This is a genomic window from Companilactobacillus sp. FL22-3 (genome assembly GCF_054881455.1).
The window spans coordinates 114,866-129,750 of the sequence record NZ_JBTYYZ010000003.1; the positions used below are offsets into that span (position 1 = coordinate 114,866).

At 38.3% G+C, this 14,885-nt stretch carries 16 protein-coding genes; 8 read left to right on the forward strand and 8 right to left on the reverse strand.

Features of this window, described 5'->3' with window-relative positions; all coding sequences use genetic code 11:
• Positions 1-104 precede the first annotated feature (104 nt).
• On the forward strand, positions 105-536 hold the full coding sequence (locus ACYT32_RS03895) for a MarR family winged helix-turn-helix transcriptional regulator (RefSeq protein ID WP_395264617.1): 432 nt from the start codon (positions 105-107) through the stop codon (positions 534-536).
• Positions 529-1,917 carry an MDR family MFS transporter gene (locus tag ACYT32_RS03900; RefSeq protein ID WP_395264616.1) on the forward strand — a complete coding sequence of 463 codons (1,389 nt, stop codon included), beginning with the start codon at positions 529-531 and terminating at the stop codon, positions 1,915-1,917. The genes ACYT32_RS03895 and ACYT32_RS03900 overlap by 8 nt, the downstream gene beginning before the upstream one ends.
• Here the strand turns inward: ACYT32_RS03900 and ACYT32_RS03905 are convergent.
• The 3 genes from ACYT32_RS03905 to ACYT32_RS03915 all read right to left on the reverse strand — a co-directional run bounded on the left by ACYT32_RS03905 (position 1,889) and on the right by ACYT32_RS03915 (position 3,799).
• Positions 1,889-2,641, reverse strand: a complete 753-nt coding sequence (locus tag ACYT32_RS03905; RefSeq protein WP_395264615.1) for an alpha/beta fold hydrolase — start codon at positions 2,639-2,641, stop codon at positions 1,889-1,891. The two genes, ACYT32_RS03900 and ACYT32_RS03905, sit on opposite strands and share 29 nt — an antisense overlap.
• 76 nt (positions 2,642-2,717) lie before the next feature.
• Complete coding sequence (locus tag ACYT32_RS03910; protein WP_395264614.1) at positions 2,718-2,993, reverse strand: hypothetical protein; 276 nt, start codon at positions 2,991-2,993, stop codon at positions 2,718-2,720.
• Positions 2,994-3,511: 518 nt separating this feature from the next.
• Positions 3,512-3,799 (reverse strand): LysR family transcriptional regulator, encoded by a 288-nt coding sequence (locus ACYT32_RS03915; protein WP_395264613.1) that lies wholly within the window; start codon positions 3,797-3,799, stop codon positions 3,512-3,514.
• Between the two features lie 92 nt (positions 3,800-3,891).
• Here ACYT32_RS03915 and proB point away from each other — a divergent pair, with 92 nt between their 5' ends.
• The 4 genes from proB (at position 3,892) to ACYT32_RS03935 (ending at position 7,032) form a co-directional block, all read left to right on the forward strand.
• Complete coding sequence (gene proB / locus ACYT32_RS03920; RefSeq protein WP_395264612.1) at positions 3,892-4,704, forward strand: glutamate 5-kinase; 813 nt, start codon at positions 3,892-3,894, stop codon at positions 4,702-4,704.
• A 21-nt stretch (positions 4,705-4,725) separates the two neighbouring features.
• Entirely contained in the window at positions 4,726-5,148 is a 423-nt protein-coding gene (locus ACYT32_RS03925) for a MarR family winged helix-turn-helix transcriptional regulator (RefSeq protein WP_395264611.1), read from the forward strand.
• A 179-nt stretch (positions 5,149-5,327) separates the two neighbouring features.
• Entirely contained in the window at positions 5,328-6,575 is a 1,248-nt protein-coding gene (locus ACYT32_RS03930) for a glutamate-5-semialdehyde dehydrogenase (protein WP_395264610.1), read from the forward strand.
• Positions 6,556-7,032, forward strand: coding sequence for a GNAT family N-acetyltransferase (locus ACYT32_RS03935; protein ID WP_395264608.1), 477 nt, complete (start codon positions 6,556-6,558; stop codon positions 7,030-7,032). Before ACYT32_RS03930 ends, ACYT32_RS03935 begins: the two co-directional genes overlap by 20 nt.
• 722 nt (positions 7,033-7,754) lie before the next feature.
• On the opposite strand, the gene ACYT32_RS03940 is transcribed toward ACYT32_RS03935, so the two are convergent.
• Positions 7,755-8,177, reverse strand: a complete 423-nt coding sequence (locus ACYT32_RS03940) for a hypothetical protein (RefSeq protein WP_461793364.1) — start codon at positions 8,175-8,177, stop codon at positions 7,755-7,757.
• Between the two features lie 148 nt (positions 8,178-8,325).
• Positions 8,326-9,270, reverse strand: coding sequence for a D-2-hydroxyacid dehydrogenase (locus tag ACYT32_RS03945; RefSeq protein ID WP_395264606.1), 945 nt, complete (start codon positions 9,268-9,270; stop codon positions 8,326-8,328).
• A 340-nt stretch (positions 9,271-9,610) separates the two neighbouring features.
• Between ACYT32_RS03945 and ACYT32_RS03950 the strand changes: the two genes are divergently transcribed.
• Complete coding sequence (locus ACYT32_RS03950) at positions 9,611-10,330, forward strand: MIP/aquaporin family protein (RefSeq protein WP_395264605.1); 720 nt, start codon at positions 9,611-9,613, stop codon at positions 10,328-10,330.
• A gap of 50 nt (positions 10,331-10,380) precedes the next feature.
• On the opposite strand, the gene ACYT32_RS03955 is transcribed toward ACYT32_RS03950, so the two are convergent.
• Both ACYT32_RS03955 and ACYT32_RS03960 read right to left on the reverse strand, forming a co-directional pair.
• Positions 10,381-11,604: an ABC transporter permease gene (locus ACYT32_RS03955; RefSeq protein ID WP_395264603.1), complete on the reverse strand. Its 1,224-nt coding sequence runs from the start codon at positions 11,602-11,604 to the stop codon at positions 10,381-10,383.
• Positions 11,597-12,493 (reverse strand): ABC transporter ATP-binding protein, encoded by an 897-nt coding sequence (locus ACYT32_RS03960; RefSeq protein WP_395264602.1) that lies wholly within the window; start codon positions 12,491-12,493, stop codon positions 11,597-11,599. Before ACYT32_RS03960 ends, ACYT32_RS03955 begins: the two co-directional genes overlap by 8 nt.
• A gap of 98 nt (positions 12,494-12,591) precedes the next feature.
• On the opposite strand from ACYT32_RS03960, the gene ACYT32_RS03965 reads away from it, so the two are divergent.
• Entirely contained in the window at positions 12,592-13,518 is a 927-nt protein-coding gene (locus tag ACYT32_RS03965) for a DMT family transporter (RefSeq protein WP_395264601.1), read from the forward strand.
• 20 nt (positions 13,519-13,538) lie between these two features.
• On the opposite strand, the gene ACYT32_RS03970 is transcribed toward ACYT32_RS03965, so the two are convergent.
• Positions 13,539-14,885 (reverse strand): ABC transporter substrate-binding protein, encoded by a 1,347-nt coding sequence (locus tag ACYT32_RS03970; RefSeq protein WP_395264600.1) that lies wholly within the window; start codon positions 14,883-14,885, stop codon positions 13,539-13,541.

Sequence of the window (14,885 nt, forward strand, 5' to 3'; positions counted from 1 at the left end):
GATTTTGAATTTGGTTGCTATTTTTAGTTGCATTCTTTTAAAAAAGATTGTAAGATAATCAATCGTTAGTTAGCTAACGATATTTTCACAAAGAGGTTTTAATAATGTCTGAAAAATATACAAATCGTCTTTTAAAAATCGCTGCTAATCGGATCACTAAAAAGTTAGATCTCTTTGCTCAAAAGTATGATTTAACTTGGATGCAAATGTCAGTGATCGATTTTTTGAGTCGAAAGAATGACCAAGAGATTTTTCAAAGCGATATCGAAAAAGAATTCTATATTCAGCGTTCTACAGCAACAGTCCTGTTGCAAAGAATGGAAAAACGTGACTTGATCTATCGGCGGCTCTCCACAAGCGATGCACGACAAAAGTCAGTTTTCTTAACCGAAAAATCGCACAAGCTAGAAATTGATATCAACCATTTCATGCAGAATAATCAAGAACTATTAGAGAACAATTTTTCTGCGGCTGAGATCGCCATCTTTGAAAAAATTCTAAATTTCTACGTCCAAGGAGGTAATACCGATGAATAAAACTGAAAAAGTCCCTTTCAATGTCTTATTAGCCGTATTAGCTACTGGTCTGATGTCATTTTGCGGCGTGATCGTTGAAACTTCCATGAACATTTCCTTTCCTACTTTAATGAAACAATTCTCCATCTCTACCTCGACTGTTCAGTGGATGACTACGATTTACCTCTTAGTTGTCGCTATCATCGTTCCCTTATCGTCATTTTTGAAGCGCAATCACTCGACTAAGCGACTCTTCATAATCGCTAATGTGAGTTTTATTGTCGGGGTACTAATTGACGCAATCGCCCCTAGTTTTAGTTTGTTACTCTTGGGCCGAGTCATTCAAGGTCTGGGAACAGGTATTGCTTTACCATTAATGTTCAACATCATCTTAGAGAACGTCCCGGAATCGAAAATCGGTTTGATGATGGGTATCGGAACTCTAATTACAGCTATCGCACCAGCGATTGGACCAACTTTTGGTGGACTGGTCGTTAATTCTTTAGGTTGGCGCTATATCTTCGTGATCCTGTTGCCGATCCTAGTCTTATCTTTTATCTTAGGAATCAAAAATATCCATCAAAAAAGCCAAATCCAAAAATCTCGATTTGACTGGTTGAGTTTGATTTATTTGATTTTGACCTTTACTGGCTTGATCTTCGGCTTCAGCAATTTGAGCCACTTAACAGGCTTAGTGATCGGTTCTTTTATTGTTGGTCTCCTAGGATTGCTCGGTTTCGTTCATCGTTCCAACAAGCTTGCGGAACCAATTATTAATTTGAACGTCTTAAAAGAAACTACTTTTAGCAGCCACGTCTTGAGTTTCTTCCTTTTCCAAATATTGTCATTAGGTTTCGCCTTTATCTTGCCTAACTACATTCAATTAGTCAATCATGACTCAGCTACTATAGCTGGACTAGCAGTGTTTCCTGCCGGTGTGGTTGGTGCCATTTTAGCACCGCTTGGTGGTAAGTTACTGGATGAATTCGGTGCACGTCGGCCTATTATCTGTGGCGTGATCTGTGCTGATATCTCATTGATTCTTTTCACCAGCTTCAGCTTAAAACTATCTAACACTTTGATCATCTGGTTCTACATTCTCTACATGTTTGGTATGGGGATGTCTGTGGGCAATATTATGACTAACGGCCTTAAATATCTTTCCAGCAACCAACAAGCTGATGGCAACGCTCTTTTTAATACCTTACAACAATTTGCTGGAGCTACCGGGACCTCGATTGTTTCTGCCATCATTGCTCAAAGCCAGAATAATCAACATTTGAGTTTGAGTACAGCCACAGCACAAGGAAGTCAACACGCCTTCATTCTATTAACAATTTTAGGCCTGGTTAATTTTGCGATTCTGTTCAAAGTTATTCCAAGTAATACTCAAAAAAGTTAGCGATCTTATCCATTAATCTTGTTTCCACTAAATGACCTGCTTTATAGCCAGTAATAAAGGCTACTTGATCAGCATAGGATTGTTGATGAATCCGGTCGAAAAAGTCTTTTGATTGGCGATAAGGAATACGGTAATCATTCGTTCCATGCCAAAATAAGAGCGGACGATGGTTAATTGTCTCTGGATGTTGATTTAAATCGAAATTATCTATCCAACTAGTAAGCTGCTCCATATCTTCAGGGACGTATATTCCACGACGTTTGGCATCAATGCGGACTAACTTTGCATAGGTGGCCAAGTCGGGAGTCCCCATAATGATCGTGGCGGCAGTAATTTCTGGATGGGCCGTTAATAAGGCTCCAGTAGTCATGCCACCCATTGAATAACCACCGACACCAATTTTTTGATCTTTGATCAGGCCTTTTTTCAAATAGTAGTCTTTAATCAACGAAAATTCGGCCAAATTAGCTTGAATACTATTCCAAAAAGTAAACGAAGGAATCGACGAAATATCATTTAATCGTTGTCCATGATTCATTGCATCCGGTAAAACAACACGAATATTCTTTTTGGCAAGTTTTCTAGCTTGCGTCAAAACTAATTCTTTACTGGAACGCCAACCGTGATAAAAGACTACTAACGCAAGCGGTTTGTGAAATGAGTCCTCGGGGGTTACTTCTAAAATTGGTACATCTTGAATCATTTTTTGCAAAATTTTCGTCATTTTTAACACCTCGAGCATATAATATCATCAGAAAATAAAAAAAATACAAGAATAATTAATATTCCTGCATTATATCCTAAATATATGGCAAAGTTCGATTCTTAATTTTAAATAACAATTCTTCAACATCACGCTTATGACGATGTCCAGTGTCTATATCAAATTTTATTAAGTCACGTCGGAATCTATTTAATTCTTCTTCAAGGTTATTGTCGTATTCCATTTCTTTCAAATGTTTAAATACTAACTCAATTAACGAACCTTCTGTACCCAAATTAAATGATCCCACGGACTCTTCAATGGAACGGATAAAGTTATCCCGCTCAACATTGGAAATTTTAACTTGCTTCAAAATGTAACCACCCTTCTATCCGTGAAACAAAGTGTGCAATATCTTCTCATCGATTGTTTCTAGTATGCACCCTTTTTCTAACAATATGCATTCAACTTTATATAAAATACTTATACGATTTTGAATTTTCCTTCATATTACTGCTTAAATCTCATATCTAAATTATTGCATTTTGCACAATTGATTTCAGCTTATTTCACAAGTTCGCCAAGATAGTGTATCAATTTAGGCCTCATTTCCACTATGTTGCTCTTTTAATCAAAATATCTTTGGTAAAATTGTAGAAATGTTTTAATATTCGACTTATAATTAATTTGGTTATATAGGCGAGATGTATAAACCTGACAATATTTTCATTGTTATCCGAAAAAAGTAGTACTCCTTCTCAACTGCTTAAAGAATAGGGTTTGTGGTAGGCTCTATTCTTAAATTTCTCGCAAAATAAAGGCTTGTGGTAGGCCTTTATTTTTTTTTGAAAAAATTAGCCACTAATCTAAATTACGACTAGTGGCTAAAAATTATTCTGATTCTCTTTTTTTCAAATCCGGATCATCAAGGTCCCTTTCAATATCAACACCATATAACTCATTTACGGCTTCATCTTTTGGTGCTGGATGTACGACAACGATTGCAATTGCACCTTTAGTGCTGACATACCCAACAAAAGTCGTAACTTCTTCTACATAATAAGGTAATCCATCTGAATGAATAATATATTGGCCTGCAACTGGCATACTTTCGATGTAAACTTTGTTCATTCGGATATACTCGTCACCGTCATGAAGCACGATTAAAATTTTATACATGAAATACACCCTTTTCTTATTCTTACTATTGTTCTATCGTAATAGTTATGTAAAATAATTACTAGTTTTTAACAACGCAATGAGGAAGAAAAATGCAAAATAAGCGTCAAATCTATGCAGATCGTATTGTCGTCAAAGTCGGTACTAGCACTTTGATCCGTCAAAATAGCAAAATCAATCTTAAGGTCATTAAAGATTTAGCCAAAGTCTTAAGCACTCTCAAAAAAGATGGTAAAGACGTCGTCTTAGTCTCTTCAGGCGCCATCGGGGTCGGTATGGGAGTCTTAGGCATCGACAAACGCCCCATCAAAATTTCAAAGCAACAAGCAGTCGCTGCGGTCGGTCAAGCTGAATTAATGCAGATCTATAACGAAGCTTTCCATGAATACAATATGTCCGTCGCTCAAATGTTGATCACCCGTGACATCATCGACTATCCCGAAAGCCATACCAACGTGATGAATAGTTTCCAAGAACTCTTATCAATGGATAATGCTATTCCAATCGTTAACGAAAATGATACGGTAACTGTTTCAGAATTGGATCACCACACAAAATTCGGCGACAATGACCAATTATCAGCCATTGTCACCAACTTAGTTGATGCCGACCTTTTGATCATGCTCTCCGATATCGACGGGTTTTACACAGCTAATCCTTTAAAAGTTCCCGATGCCGAGTTAGTTTCCAACATTAATTCGATCAGTCCTGCTATAATTGCAGCTGCTGGTGGTCACGGAACTAAATTTGGAACTGGCGGCATGACGACCAAATTAAAAGCTGCCGAAAGAATCTTGAAGCACAATCAACAGATGGTTTTAACTAACGGAAAAAATCCTGAGGTTATCTTCAACATTCTCTCTGGTGATCCCGTGGGTACCCTGTTTGCAAAGACACGTGAATAATCAACTACTAGGAGGATAATAATGAATTCACAATTTCCAATCGAACGAGCCATTATTAACCTTATTACTAGCTATAAGAACCAAATCAACAAGAATATGAGACCTCTAGGCCTCTATCCTGGCCAAGACCTATTACTCTTAGCCCTCTTAGAACACGGCCAATTATCACAAAATAGTCTTGTTACTATGCTGTGTGTTGATCACTCAACGATTGCCAAATCCGTCCGCCGAATGACCGACAGCGACTTAGTTCAAACTGAGAAATCGACTGCCGATAAACGGGTGACCTTGGTTAGTCTGACCGCACATGGTAAAGACTTAGCCCAACAAGTTAAAGATATTTGGATTGCCTCGGAACAGCGGGCAACCTTAGGTTTGAGTGACGAAGAACAAAAGTCATTTATCGAAGTGATCGACCGAATCACTAAAAATATCAATAATTAGAGCTTTATGTTGACGGCAACATAAATTAGTGATAAATTAAGCATTACGTTGACGGCAACACTTTAATCAACGCTATAAAAAACATAAAATTACTTAGACGTTAAATAGTGGATGCAGCCGTCCACTATTTTTTTGTGTATACTAGATGTAATTAGTAAGCGTTTTAGGAGTGAATAATAATGACAGATCTTGAAAAAATGGGTCAACAAGCCCAAGCTGCAGCCTTTGAACTCGGACAATTAGGAACTAAGCAAAAGAATGCGGCTCTATTAAATATGGCTAATGCCCTAGTGATCAATACTAGTAAAATTATTGAAGCCAATAAAGAAGATATCGCTCAAGCCGAACAAAACGGTTTGAAAAAAGCCATGCTCGATCGACTATTATTGACCCCCGACCGGATCAACGATATGGCCGATGGTTTAAGACAAGTCATGGACCTGCCTGACCCCATTGGCAAAATCGACCGTGGCTGGGAAACAGAAACTGGTTTGAATATTACTCAAGAACGTGTTCCTCTTGGTGTCATCGGGATGATCTACGAAGCTCGACCTAATGTAACCGTCGATGCCGCAGGACTTTGTTTCAAAGCCGGTAACGCCGTTATACTTCGTGGCGGTAAAGAAGCCATCAATTCCAATATAATCCTCTCAGAGACCCTGAGAAAGGCTCTAAAAGATTCTCAGATTAATCCTAACGCCATTCAATTGATCGACGACATCAGTCACGAGACAGCCCAAAAGATGATGGAACTGACTGACTATATCGACGTTTTGATCCCCCGCGGCAGTGGCAAATTCATCAAAATGGTCGTCAATAAAGCTAAAGTCCCAATTATTGAAACCGGAGCCGGCAACTGTCACATTTACGTTGATAAAGACGCCGACTTAGAAAAGGCTCTAAAAATCATTATCAATGCTAAAGTTCAACGCCCTTCAGTCTGCAATGCCGCTGAAAAAGTTGTCTTACATAAGGATATTGCTAATGAATTTTTGCCAAAGCTATACAGTGCCTTGCGAGCTAACAACGTTGAAGTCCGTGGTGGCGCTCTAGCTCAAGCCATCGTACCTGACATTATCCCCGCCACTGAAGAAGATTGGGGCACTGAATACGACGACTACATCATTGCCATCAAGATCGTTGACGGTATCGATGAAGCTATCAAACACATCAATAAGTACAATACTAAACATTCCGAAGCCATCATCACAGAAAACTATTCCGCCAGTCGCCAATTTATGAAACAAATCGATGCTGCCGTAGTTTATACCAACGCTTCCACCCGCTTTACCGACGGACAACAATTCGGATTTGGCGCCGAGATCGGTATCAGTACCCAAAAACTGCATGCCAGAGGCCCTATGGGTGCAAACGAATTAACCACAACAAAGTATTTGGTACAAGGCGATGGTCAAATTAGAGAATAATTACCTCATACGGCCAATTCAAAAAATAACGCCAAAACACTATCAATTACTACTCACCGCTGACCCATCACGAAAAGTAATCAATAGCTACCTCAACCGGTCTCATCAGTTTGAAATGATCCGTAACCAACAACTCATCGGCGTATTATTATTACTTGATACCCGACCAGAGACGGTTGAGGTTATTAATTTGGCTGTAATTGAGGCCATGCAGAATCAAGGCTTTGGTGAAAGATTGATTCAGTTTGCCATTAGTTGGGCCAAGAAACATCACTATAAAACCATTACCATTGGGACTGGCAACACCAGTTTCGCCCAGTTATATCTTTACCAAAAATGCGGTTTCCGAGCTGTCAGTATTGATAGCAATTTCTTTGTTGAGCATTACGATGAACCAATCATTGAAAATAATCTTCATTTACGGGATATGGTCCGTTTGAAACTCACTCTTATTTAATAATGTGGTTCAATGGTTCACTGCCGGCTTCCGTTCGGCTCTGAGGGGTCTGGAACGCCATGGGCATCGCTTTGAACCAATTGAAGTGCACAATTGTTTCAAAGTCGAGCCTTGTTCTAAGTGCGCTTCGCCCACTAAGAACAATTTCATGGCTGAGACCCCTCAGAGCTCTCACTACAGCCTAGAATATTAAAACATGTTTGGATATCCCTCAAGTGAACAGGTTCAAGGGCTAAGGCAAGTTCAAAGACTAAAGATTAAGGTCAAGAACTTAAAACCTTAAAAGATAAAATGAATTAATATCTTTGTTAGAAATTAAAAAATGTATTGAATTGATATAAACATAAGTCAATTCAGTACATTTTTTTGTCTTTCCTTTTATCTTTTTTCCTTAAGCACTAAGGTTTTTCAGCTTCCACTCCTACCAAGCAAAATAAGGAACGTAGGATTCCTATATATATCACTAATAACTCAAATATGCAGTAGCCCTAGTCAGGAGCGGAAGTTCTGGGGAATATCAGTGGTGAAATTTTACTTAATTGGCGTCCTTTGCCAATTTAGTAAAAGGTCGAGCTTGAAGACCGTCAGCTTGCTGAGGGGCTCCAAGTCGGCCCACCACGTTCCATATCCCCCAGAACTGGAGCGGATGACGGCAGTGAACCAACACCACCTCCCCTCAAAAAAGCATAAAAAAAAGACCACATCACCAAAGATATGATCGATTAATTCTTTCTTGTCAAAGCTGCATAGTTCTTGATGAACTTATATATGTGTAAATCTTTAGCAATCAATAACAAATCCCCCACCATGACCGCAATAATAATCACAAAGAGGAACATGACTTGATTTAACGAAGCGGCATCTAATTGAATGCCTTGGAAACGTAAATCCGTTAATAGCGCATAAACAATATAACCCACTAACAAGAACTCCAACAATTCAAAGGGAGCTTGCAGCCGAATTCCAAATCTTTTGTTCAAGTCGCTATCTAAAGTATTTAGTTTTTCATCAGAAAAGAAAGATAATTCTATAATCGTGTTTCTCATGTTTAAAATTATTTCCAAAATTAATAATAATAACCAAAATAAGAAAACAAGCATGAATCCTATAAAACAATCACCAGATGACATTATTTTTCCTTTCATGTATCTGACTCAATTTTAATACATTTAGATAATTTCTCAACAACAATTCAACTTGAAAACGCAGACAAAAAAAATAAGGATCTAATTCAAAATACGAATCAGATACTTATTTATCTTAATACTCAAAATTTTGTTTTTTAATTAAAATCTAGTATCCGGTCGAATAATTGACTTCGTTAATGACAACTTCGCCATTTTCAACATAGGATTTCAGATTACGCTTGAAAATATCAAAGGCTCTTTCCTCATAATGTACACTGTTACCAGCATCATGCGGTGTGATAATAACATTCTTCATATCCCAAAGTGGACTGGTGCTTGGCAATGGCTCTGGTGTGGTTACATCTAGTCCCGCTCCAGCAATTTCACCGTTGTCCAAAGCCGCAATCAAATCATCCATATCAGTGGTTTTTCCACGGCCGATATTGATGTAATAAGCTTTCTTAGACATCTGTGCAAAGATATCTGAATTGAACATCCCAATAGTTTCTTCAGTATCAGGTAATGCATTAACGACAAAGTGAACTTCATTGATCCGTTTCTTTAACTCTGACATTGGAATCATTTCATCAATGAATTCAGCGGGTTGATCGGACCTTCTGACACCAATCGTTTTCATTCCTAAAGCCTTAGCATATTGAGCAATTAAAGTACCAATATGACCAACGCCTACGATCATGACGGTCTTATTGTAAACTTCATCATAACCTTCGTCATGTTTCCATTCATGTGCATCTTGATGACGAGCAGTCAAATTCATTCGACGCATAAACATCAACATATAAGTCAATGTTTGTTCTGCAATATTGATGGCATTAGCTCCAGAACCATTTGTCAAAACAATACCCTTATCATCGAGTTCACGCAGTGGCAAGGCATCTACACCCGCTCTGACAACTTGAATCCAATTTAAGGTATCGCTCTTCAACATAGCGTCTTTTAATGTATTAGACCAATCGTATAGCACTTCAACTCCATCGAGATCTTGTGACGTCACGTTCTTCGGAGAAACAACCTTCAAATCAATTCCGGGAATCGATTCGATCTTCTCGGTTTGCTTTTTGGTTAGATTTACTAAACTAAGAACTTTCATATTCATACCTCGTTTTTTTGTTTCTGATACACTATAACTATATAGCAAAACCTTGCTATTTTTTCTGAAAATGCAAAAAAATATTCGGAATGTATGATACAATATTAACCGTTGCTCATCATTTGATTTATTTTGCCATTTATGTTAGTGAGAATTGCCCCTTATTGGTGGAGCAATTTTTTTATGTGAATTTTAGAGTCATTTCACTCTTTAAAGACAAATTATTACGAATTTATACTGATTAACCCATTTTTGAGTGAAATTTAATATTCGTGTTTTGCTGATAGCGAGAAAAAATCATGATGAGCCAAATTAAATAAATTTAGGGGTAGTATTAACTATGCATTATACATTGTTAGCACGTTGTATCGCTGAATTTATCGGAACAGCCGTTATGGTTGCCCTCGGTAATGGTTCAGTCGCCAACGTTGAATTAAAAGGTACAAAAGGCTTCCACGGTGGGTGGATTCTGATCGGTTTTGGTTACGGTATCGGTGTTATGGTACCGGCCATGATGTTCGGACCAATCTCTGGTGGACAAATCAATCCAGCCATGACCTTGGCTTTAGCCTTTAATGGTCAATTTCCTTGGGCAGAAGTTGGCCCATACATCATTGCTCAATTCTTAGGAGCAATCGTTGGTCAACTGTTGATTGTTGCTGCCTACAAACCTTATTATAACAAAACAGAAAACGTTGAAAGTATTTTAGGTACTTTTTCTACTATCGATGCCGAAAACAGTCGCTTAAATGGTTTCATCAACGAATTTATCGGAACTTTTACCTTAGTTTTCGGTGCCGTAGCTTTAACTTCTGATCACATCGATCCTCGAGCTGACTTCATCGGTTTAGGATTCTTAGTTATGTGTTTGGTTATTTCATTTGGTGGTCCAACTGGTCCAGCTCTAAACCCTGCACGTGACTTAGGTCCTCGTGTCTTGCATGCACTATTACCTTTAAATCCAAAAGGTTCATCCCAATGGAAATACAGTTGGGTTCCAGTAGTAGCTCCAATTCTAGGTGCTATCTTCGCCGTTAAACTTTACGGAATGTTCTTTTAATCACAATAAAGGCAGTCTACTTTTGATCAGTAGGCTGCCTTTTTTTCGTACTATTTATTGTATGATAGTCCTCTTCTGAATCTCTTCCAGAAGCTTGTATCGTCAGTCTGAAGCATCAATCCTTGATAGATCTTACCGATATAAATAATTAACCCGATAGTACTGATTATCAAAAAGACTAATGATAAAGCAATTTCTAAGCCTGAAGCATCGTTGTTGATGATTCTTAGCGGCATGAAATAGGATGAGAAAAATGGAACAAAGGAGAGAATTTTGACCACCACTGAATCTAAGTTATTTTGGAATGGGAAAGTAGTAAAAAAGGCTACTAAATTCAACATAATTACTGGCTGTGCAGCCTTGGCGGCGTCTTCAACTTTGGCAACTAGAGCACCAGAGAATGCTGCTAAGACCGTATAAATCACTACACCCAATAATAAGTAAACTAGATTAAGGCTCAAAATATTTTTCAATACTAAACCAATCAATTGTTGATTTTGATCGACAAACGCCTTAGTTACTGAGGCACTTCTGAGATACAGATAAGCTCCCCAGCCACCGACTAGATAGACTAAAACTTGGCTCAAAATCACCAACAAGACCCCGAATATCTTACCTAAGAAATATTTCAAGGCCGTCGTACTGGAAAAGATAATTTCCATGATCTTGGTACCTTTTTCGGAAGCAATCTCTTGAGCCGTGATTGAAGTGTAAGTATTGAGAATCATGTAAACCATCACGACGGTGATCCAAAAAGAGATAGTTTTCGCTAAATTAGCGGTCCCAGTTTTACGTTTAATTGATTCTTTTAAAGTAGGTTGCTGCTGTAGAGCTTGAAGTTGATTGGGACTAAGTTTGGCATTGGTCACATTGAGTTGTTGTTGAACTTGACTCAAATAATTAGTGATCTCTGATTTCATGCTGCTACCCAAAGAACTAGTTCCGTAATACTTAGCTTTGACTTGATTTTGATCGACATTAATCTCTAAATAGCCACTCAGATTATTACGATTCATTCTTTTGATAGCCGTTTTTTTATCAGTGACAGATTTCACCACATCACTGCGATTATTCTTGATGAAACCGTCTCGTAATTGTGATTGTGAACTTATGACGGCAATTTTGTCCGAATCGCCACTACTTTGATATCCTAAATAGCTGGCACCCATAATAATTCCAAACATCAAAAAGGGGCCAAGTATCAGCATGACAAAACTCCATGACTTGACTTGTCGCAAAAAAGTCTCCATCGTTACGATCCAAAGTTTATTCATGGTCTTCACCTACTTTCAAACGGAAGATCTCATCAAGCGTTGGCGGCTGTTGACTAAATTCTTCGATATATTTTCCCTGAGTTAGTGCTTCAAAAATAGCTGGGCCAGCTGTTTCATCGTCTAAATCGAGAATGAAACGTTTCTCTTCGTGTTGCTGCACCTGGATAACGTGAGGTAGCTCTTCTAATTGGGTTTTGGACCAATCAGTCGTAACTAATATTCTCGTTTTTCCAAATGACTGGCGAACAGCTCGAACTGTTCCGTTTAGAACAACTTGACCATTACGTAACATTACAAGTCTGTCGCAAAGTTCTTCTACGTTTTCCATATCATGACTAGAAAAAATTATCGCTGCTCCTGCTTGTTTGGCTTGGAGAATGGCCTGTTTCAAAAGATCAGAATTGACGGGGTCCAAGCCGCTGAAAGGTTCATCTAAGATGATCAGCTTGGGATCATGGATCAGTGTACAGATCAATTGTACTTTTTGCTGATTACCTTTGGATAAATTCTTAATCTTATCCTTCTTTTCTCCTTTAACAGCAAAGCGTTCCAACCAGTCATCGATTTTGGGACGAATCAACTTTGCGGGCTGATTTTTTAACCGTGCCAAGTAAACAATTTGTTCTTCAATGGTCAATTTAGGCATCAAACTTCGTTCTTCCGGCAGGTAACCAATTTGATTGAAAACCTCTTCTGTAATTGGTTGCCCATTCCATGTGATCACGCCTTGATAGTTGATGAAGTTCAAAATGCTGTGAAAAGTTGTCGACTTACCTGCACCATTTTGACCGATCAATCCTAAGATCTGTCCATCAGCTACATCAAATGACACATTATCTAAAGCTCGTAGTTTTTCGAAATTTTTACTAATTCCTTGAATATTTAACATCTCACCGCCCCTTTTAAATTCAATTATACAGGATAGAACATTCTTTTGTGGCATTATCTGTGCTAGCATGATATTTAACAACTTTGGGGGGATTTTTTATGACTGATAAACAAAAAGGCTTCTTTTGTGCAATCTTTGGTCCCGTTCTTTGGGGATTTTCTGGTAGCATTGCTCAATATTTGTTCACCGAAGAAAGTATCCCTACCCAATGGATAGTTGGTATCCGTTTATTAATCGCTGGTCTACTATTGGTAATTTGGTGCTACTTCATTGACTCCCGGGAACTATTTGCCATTCTCAAAAAGCCTCGTTATATCGTCCAGTTGTTAGCCTTTGGTTTGTTAGGAATGTTACCTGCACAATATACTTACTTTATGGCCATCAAATATGGTAATGCCCCAACTGCCACGGTTTTACAATTTTTGGGACCATTATTCATCATTCTCTACATCTCTCTGCGAAAATTACAAATGCCTCGAAGAATTGATATAATTTCAATATTTTTAGCTATTTTGGGGACCTTTCTACTGGTTACCCATGGTCATATCAATCAATTAATGCTTTCACCCGCAGCTGTGGCTTGGGGTGTTGGAGCTGGTATTAGTCAAGCCTCTTATACATTACTGCCTCGTGAGCTACTGCAACGTTTCGATGCCAGAATCGTCACTGGTTGGTCAATGCTCCTAGGTGGAATCGTCTTTGCACCATTCGCTGATCTAACCCATGTGCCACATTTAACTGGCATTGCCTGGCTTTGTATCCTCTTTATTATCATTGGTGGAACAATGTTTTCATACTTGTTCTATTTACAAAGTCTAAATTATCTAACTCCAGCTACTACGGGGATGTTAAGCGCATTTGAACCCTTGACGGCTACTATTCTAGCCATCACTGTTCTCAACACCAAAGTTTCTACCGCTGAAATTGCTGGTGCATTGTTGATTTTAGGCATAACATTCTTACAAGCCCTGCCACCCAATCTTTTCAACTTACGCAAGTATCAAAAAACCAATTCTTCCAAATAGTAGAATTGGTTTTTTGATTGTCAATAGCCATTGGCCTTATTCAATTGACTTAAATTTTCATTAATATTCTTATCGGCAGTATTCAAAGCTGAATTGATGTCGCCACCATTATAAACAGTTTCCATTGCTACCTCTTCCAATTGACGTGTTAGCTGCATCCCTTCCATCAAAATACCTGAATTAGAGAAGTTGGGTTTTGCAGTCGCTAGTTGTTGACCGGGAACTTTGGCTTCAGGACTCTTTGCATAAAGATCCTTTAGAATCGAAGTTTTTTGTGAGTCCTTATTTAAAGCTAAATAACCGGTAGCCTTTTGCCATTGAGCTTGAACATCTGGTCTTAAACTATACTTGATAAATTCAAAGGCACCTTGTTGAACGTCTTTAGGCTTATCATTTGAAATCCATAAGGCTGCTCCACCAATGGCAACACCGTTGGCTTTTTTGCCATCTGGATGTGGGAAGTAAGTAATACCAAGTTCACTTTTATTATTAGTTGTCAATTGACCGATACTTGCTGAAGATTGAATGAAAATACCAACTTTATCAGCTAGGAAACCGGCGGTTTGGTTAGCACCGGCACTGGCACCTGAACCATAGTCCAGAAAGTCGCCTGACTTGATATTTTGCTTGATCCAATTCAAAAATTCAACTGTATCAGGGTTATTAATATTAACTTTTGTTGGATTACCCGTGTGACCATCATTGTTATTAGCTAACTGACGGTTAGCATTTGCTAAAGCTTGTTCCAAGAACCAACCGTAAACTTGAACCGTCATTCCTTTAACTTTGTGGCCTGATTTTTCATATAACTGTTGGGCAACACGTGTGATATCAGAATAGCTTGGCGAAACTGGTGGTGGAGTAATTCCATACTTTTTCAACAATGAAGCATTGTAATATAGTACCGGTTGAGAAGTATTGAATGGCATTGCTTGTTGCTTACCATCGTTAGAATAAAAAGCTCGAGCTACTGATGAGATCTTATTAACATCGTAATGATCAGCATCAATGAAGTTCTGAACTGGAGTTATATAGCCACTGTGAATCATTTGCGCTGTGGAAATATCAAACGCTTGGAATACAGCTGGTGAAGTGCTTGTATTGTGAGTTTGTAGGATTTTTTGAATCGCTTCATCGTATGTTCCTTGATATTTTGGAACTACTTTATATTTATTCTGTGACTTGTTAAAACCGTCAACTACTTGCTGTAGAGCTTGTTCAGAAGGTCCACCCATCTCATGCCAGAAAACGATCTGTGTTCGATTATCTTTGACAGCTGACTTAGCAGAAAGGGATCTGCCAAACAATGCTACAAAGGCAATTCCTAAAACTAAAATTAATGGTACAACTAATTTTTTATATTTCAT

What these genes read in the sequence shown, in the direction of transcription:
- ACYT32_RS03895 (WP_395264617.1), top strand. Translation starts at nt 105, where the DNA reads ATGTCTGAAAAATATACAAATCGTCTTTTAAAAATCGCTGCTAATCGG.
- ACYT32_RS03900 (WP_395264616.1), top strand. Translation starts at nt 529, where the DNA reads ATGAATAAAACTGAAAAAGTCCCTTTCAATGTCTTATTAGCCGTATTA.
- ACYT32_RS03905 (WP_395264615.1), bottom strand. Translation starts at nt 2,641, where the DNA reads ATGACGAAAATTTTGCAAAAAATGATTCAAGATGTACCAATTTTAGAA.
- ACYT32_RS03915 (WP_395264613.1), bottom strand. Translation starts at nt 3,799, where the DNA reads ATGTATAAAATTTTAATCGTGCTTCATGACGGTGACGAGTATATCCGA.
- proB (WP_395264612.1), top strand. Translation starts at nt 3,892, where the DNA reads ATGCAAAATAAGCGTCAAATCTATGCAGATCGTATTGTCGTCAAAGTC.
- ACYT32_RS03925 (WP_395264611.1), top strand. Translation starts at nt 4,726, where the DNA reads ATGAATTCACAATTTCCAATCGAACGAGCCATTATTAACCTTATTACT.
- ACYT32_RS03930 (WP_395264610.1), top strand. Translation starts at nt 5,328, where the DNA reads ATGACAGATCTTGAAAAAATGGGTCAACAAGCCCAAGCTGCAGCCTTT.
- ACYT32_RS03935 (WP_395264608.1), top strand. Translation starts at nt 6,556, where the DNA reads ATGGTCAAATTAGAGAATAATTACCTCATACGGCCAATTCAAAAAATA.
- ACYT32_RS03940 (WP_461793364.1), bottom strand. Translation starts at nt 8,177, where the DNA reads ATGAAAGGAAAAATAATGTCATCTGGTGATTGTTTTATAGGATTCATG.
- ACYT32_RS03945 (WP_395264606.1), bottom strand. Translation starts at nt 9,270, where the DNA reads ATGAAAGTTCTTAGTTTAGTAAATCTAACCAAAAAGCAAACCGAGAAG.
- ACYT32_RS03950 (WP_395264605.1), top strand. Translation starts at nt 9,611, where the DNA reads ATGCATTATACATTGTTAGCACGTTGTATCGCTGAATTTATCGGAACA.
- ACYT32_RS03955 (WP_395264603.1), bottom strand. Translation starts at nt 11,604, where the DNA reads ATGAATAAACTTTGGATCGTAACGATGGAGACTTTTTTGCGACAAGTC.
- ACYT32_RS03960 (WP_395264602.1), bottom strand. Translation starts at nt 12,493, where the DNA reads ATGTTAAATATTCAAGGAATTAGTAAAAATTTCGAAAAACTACGAGCT.
- ACYT32_RS03965 (WP_395264601.1), top strand. Translation starts at nt 12,592, where the DNA reads ATGACTGATAAACAAAAAGGCTTCTTTTGTGCAATCTTTGGTCCCGTT.
- ACYT32_RS03970 (WP_395264600.1), bottom strand. Translation starts at nt 14,885, where the DNA reads ATGAAATATAAAAAATTAGTTGTACCATTAATTTTAGTTTTAGGAATT.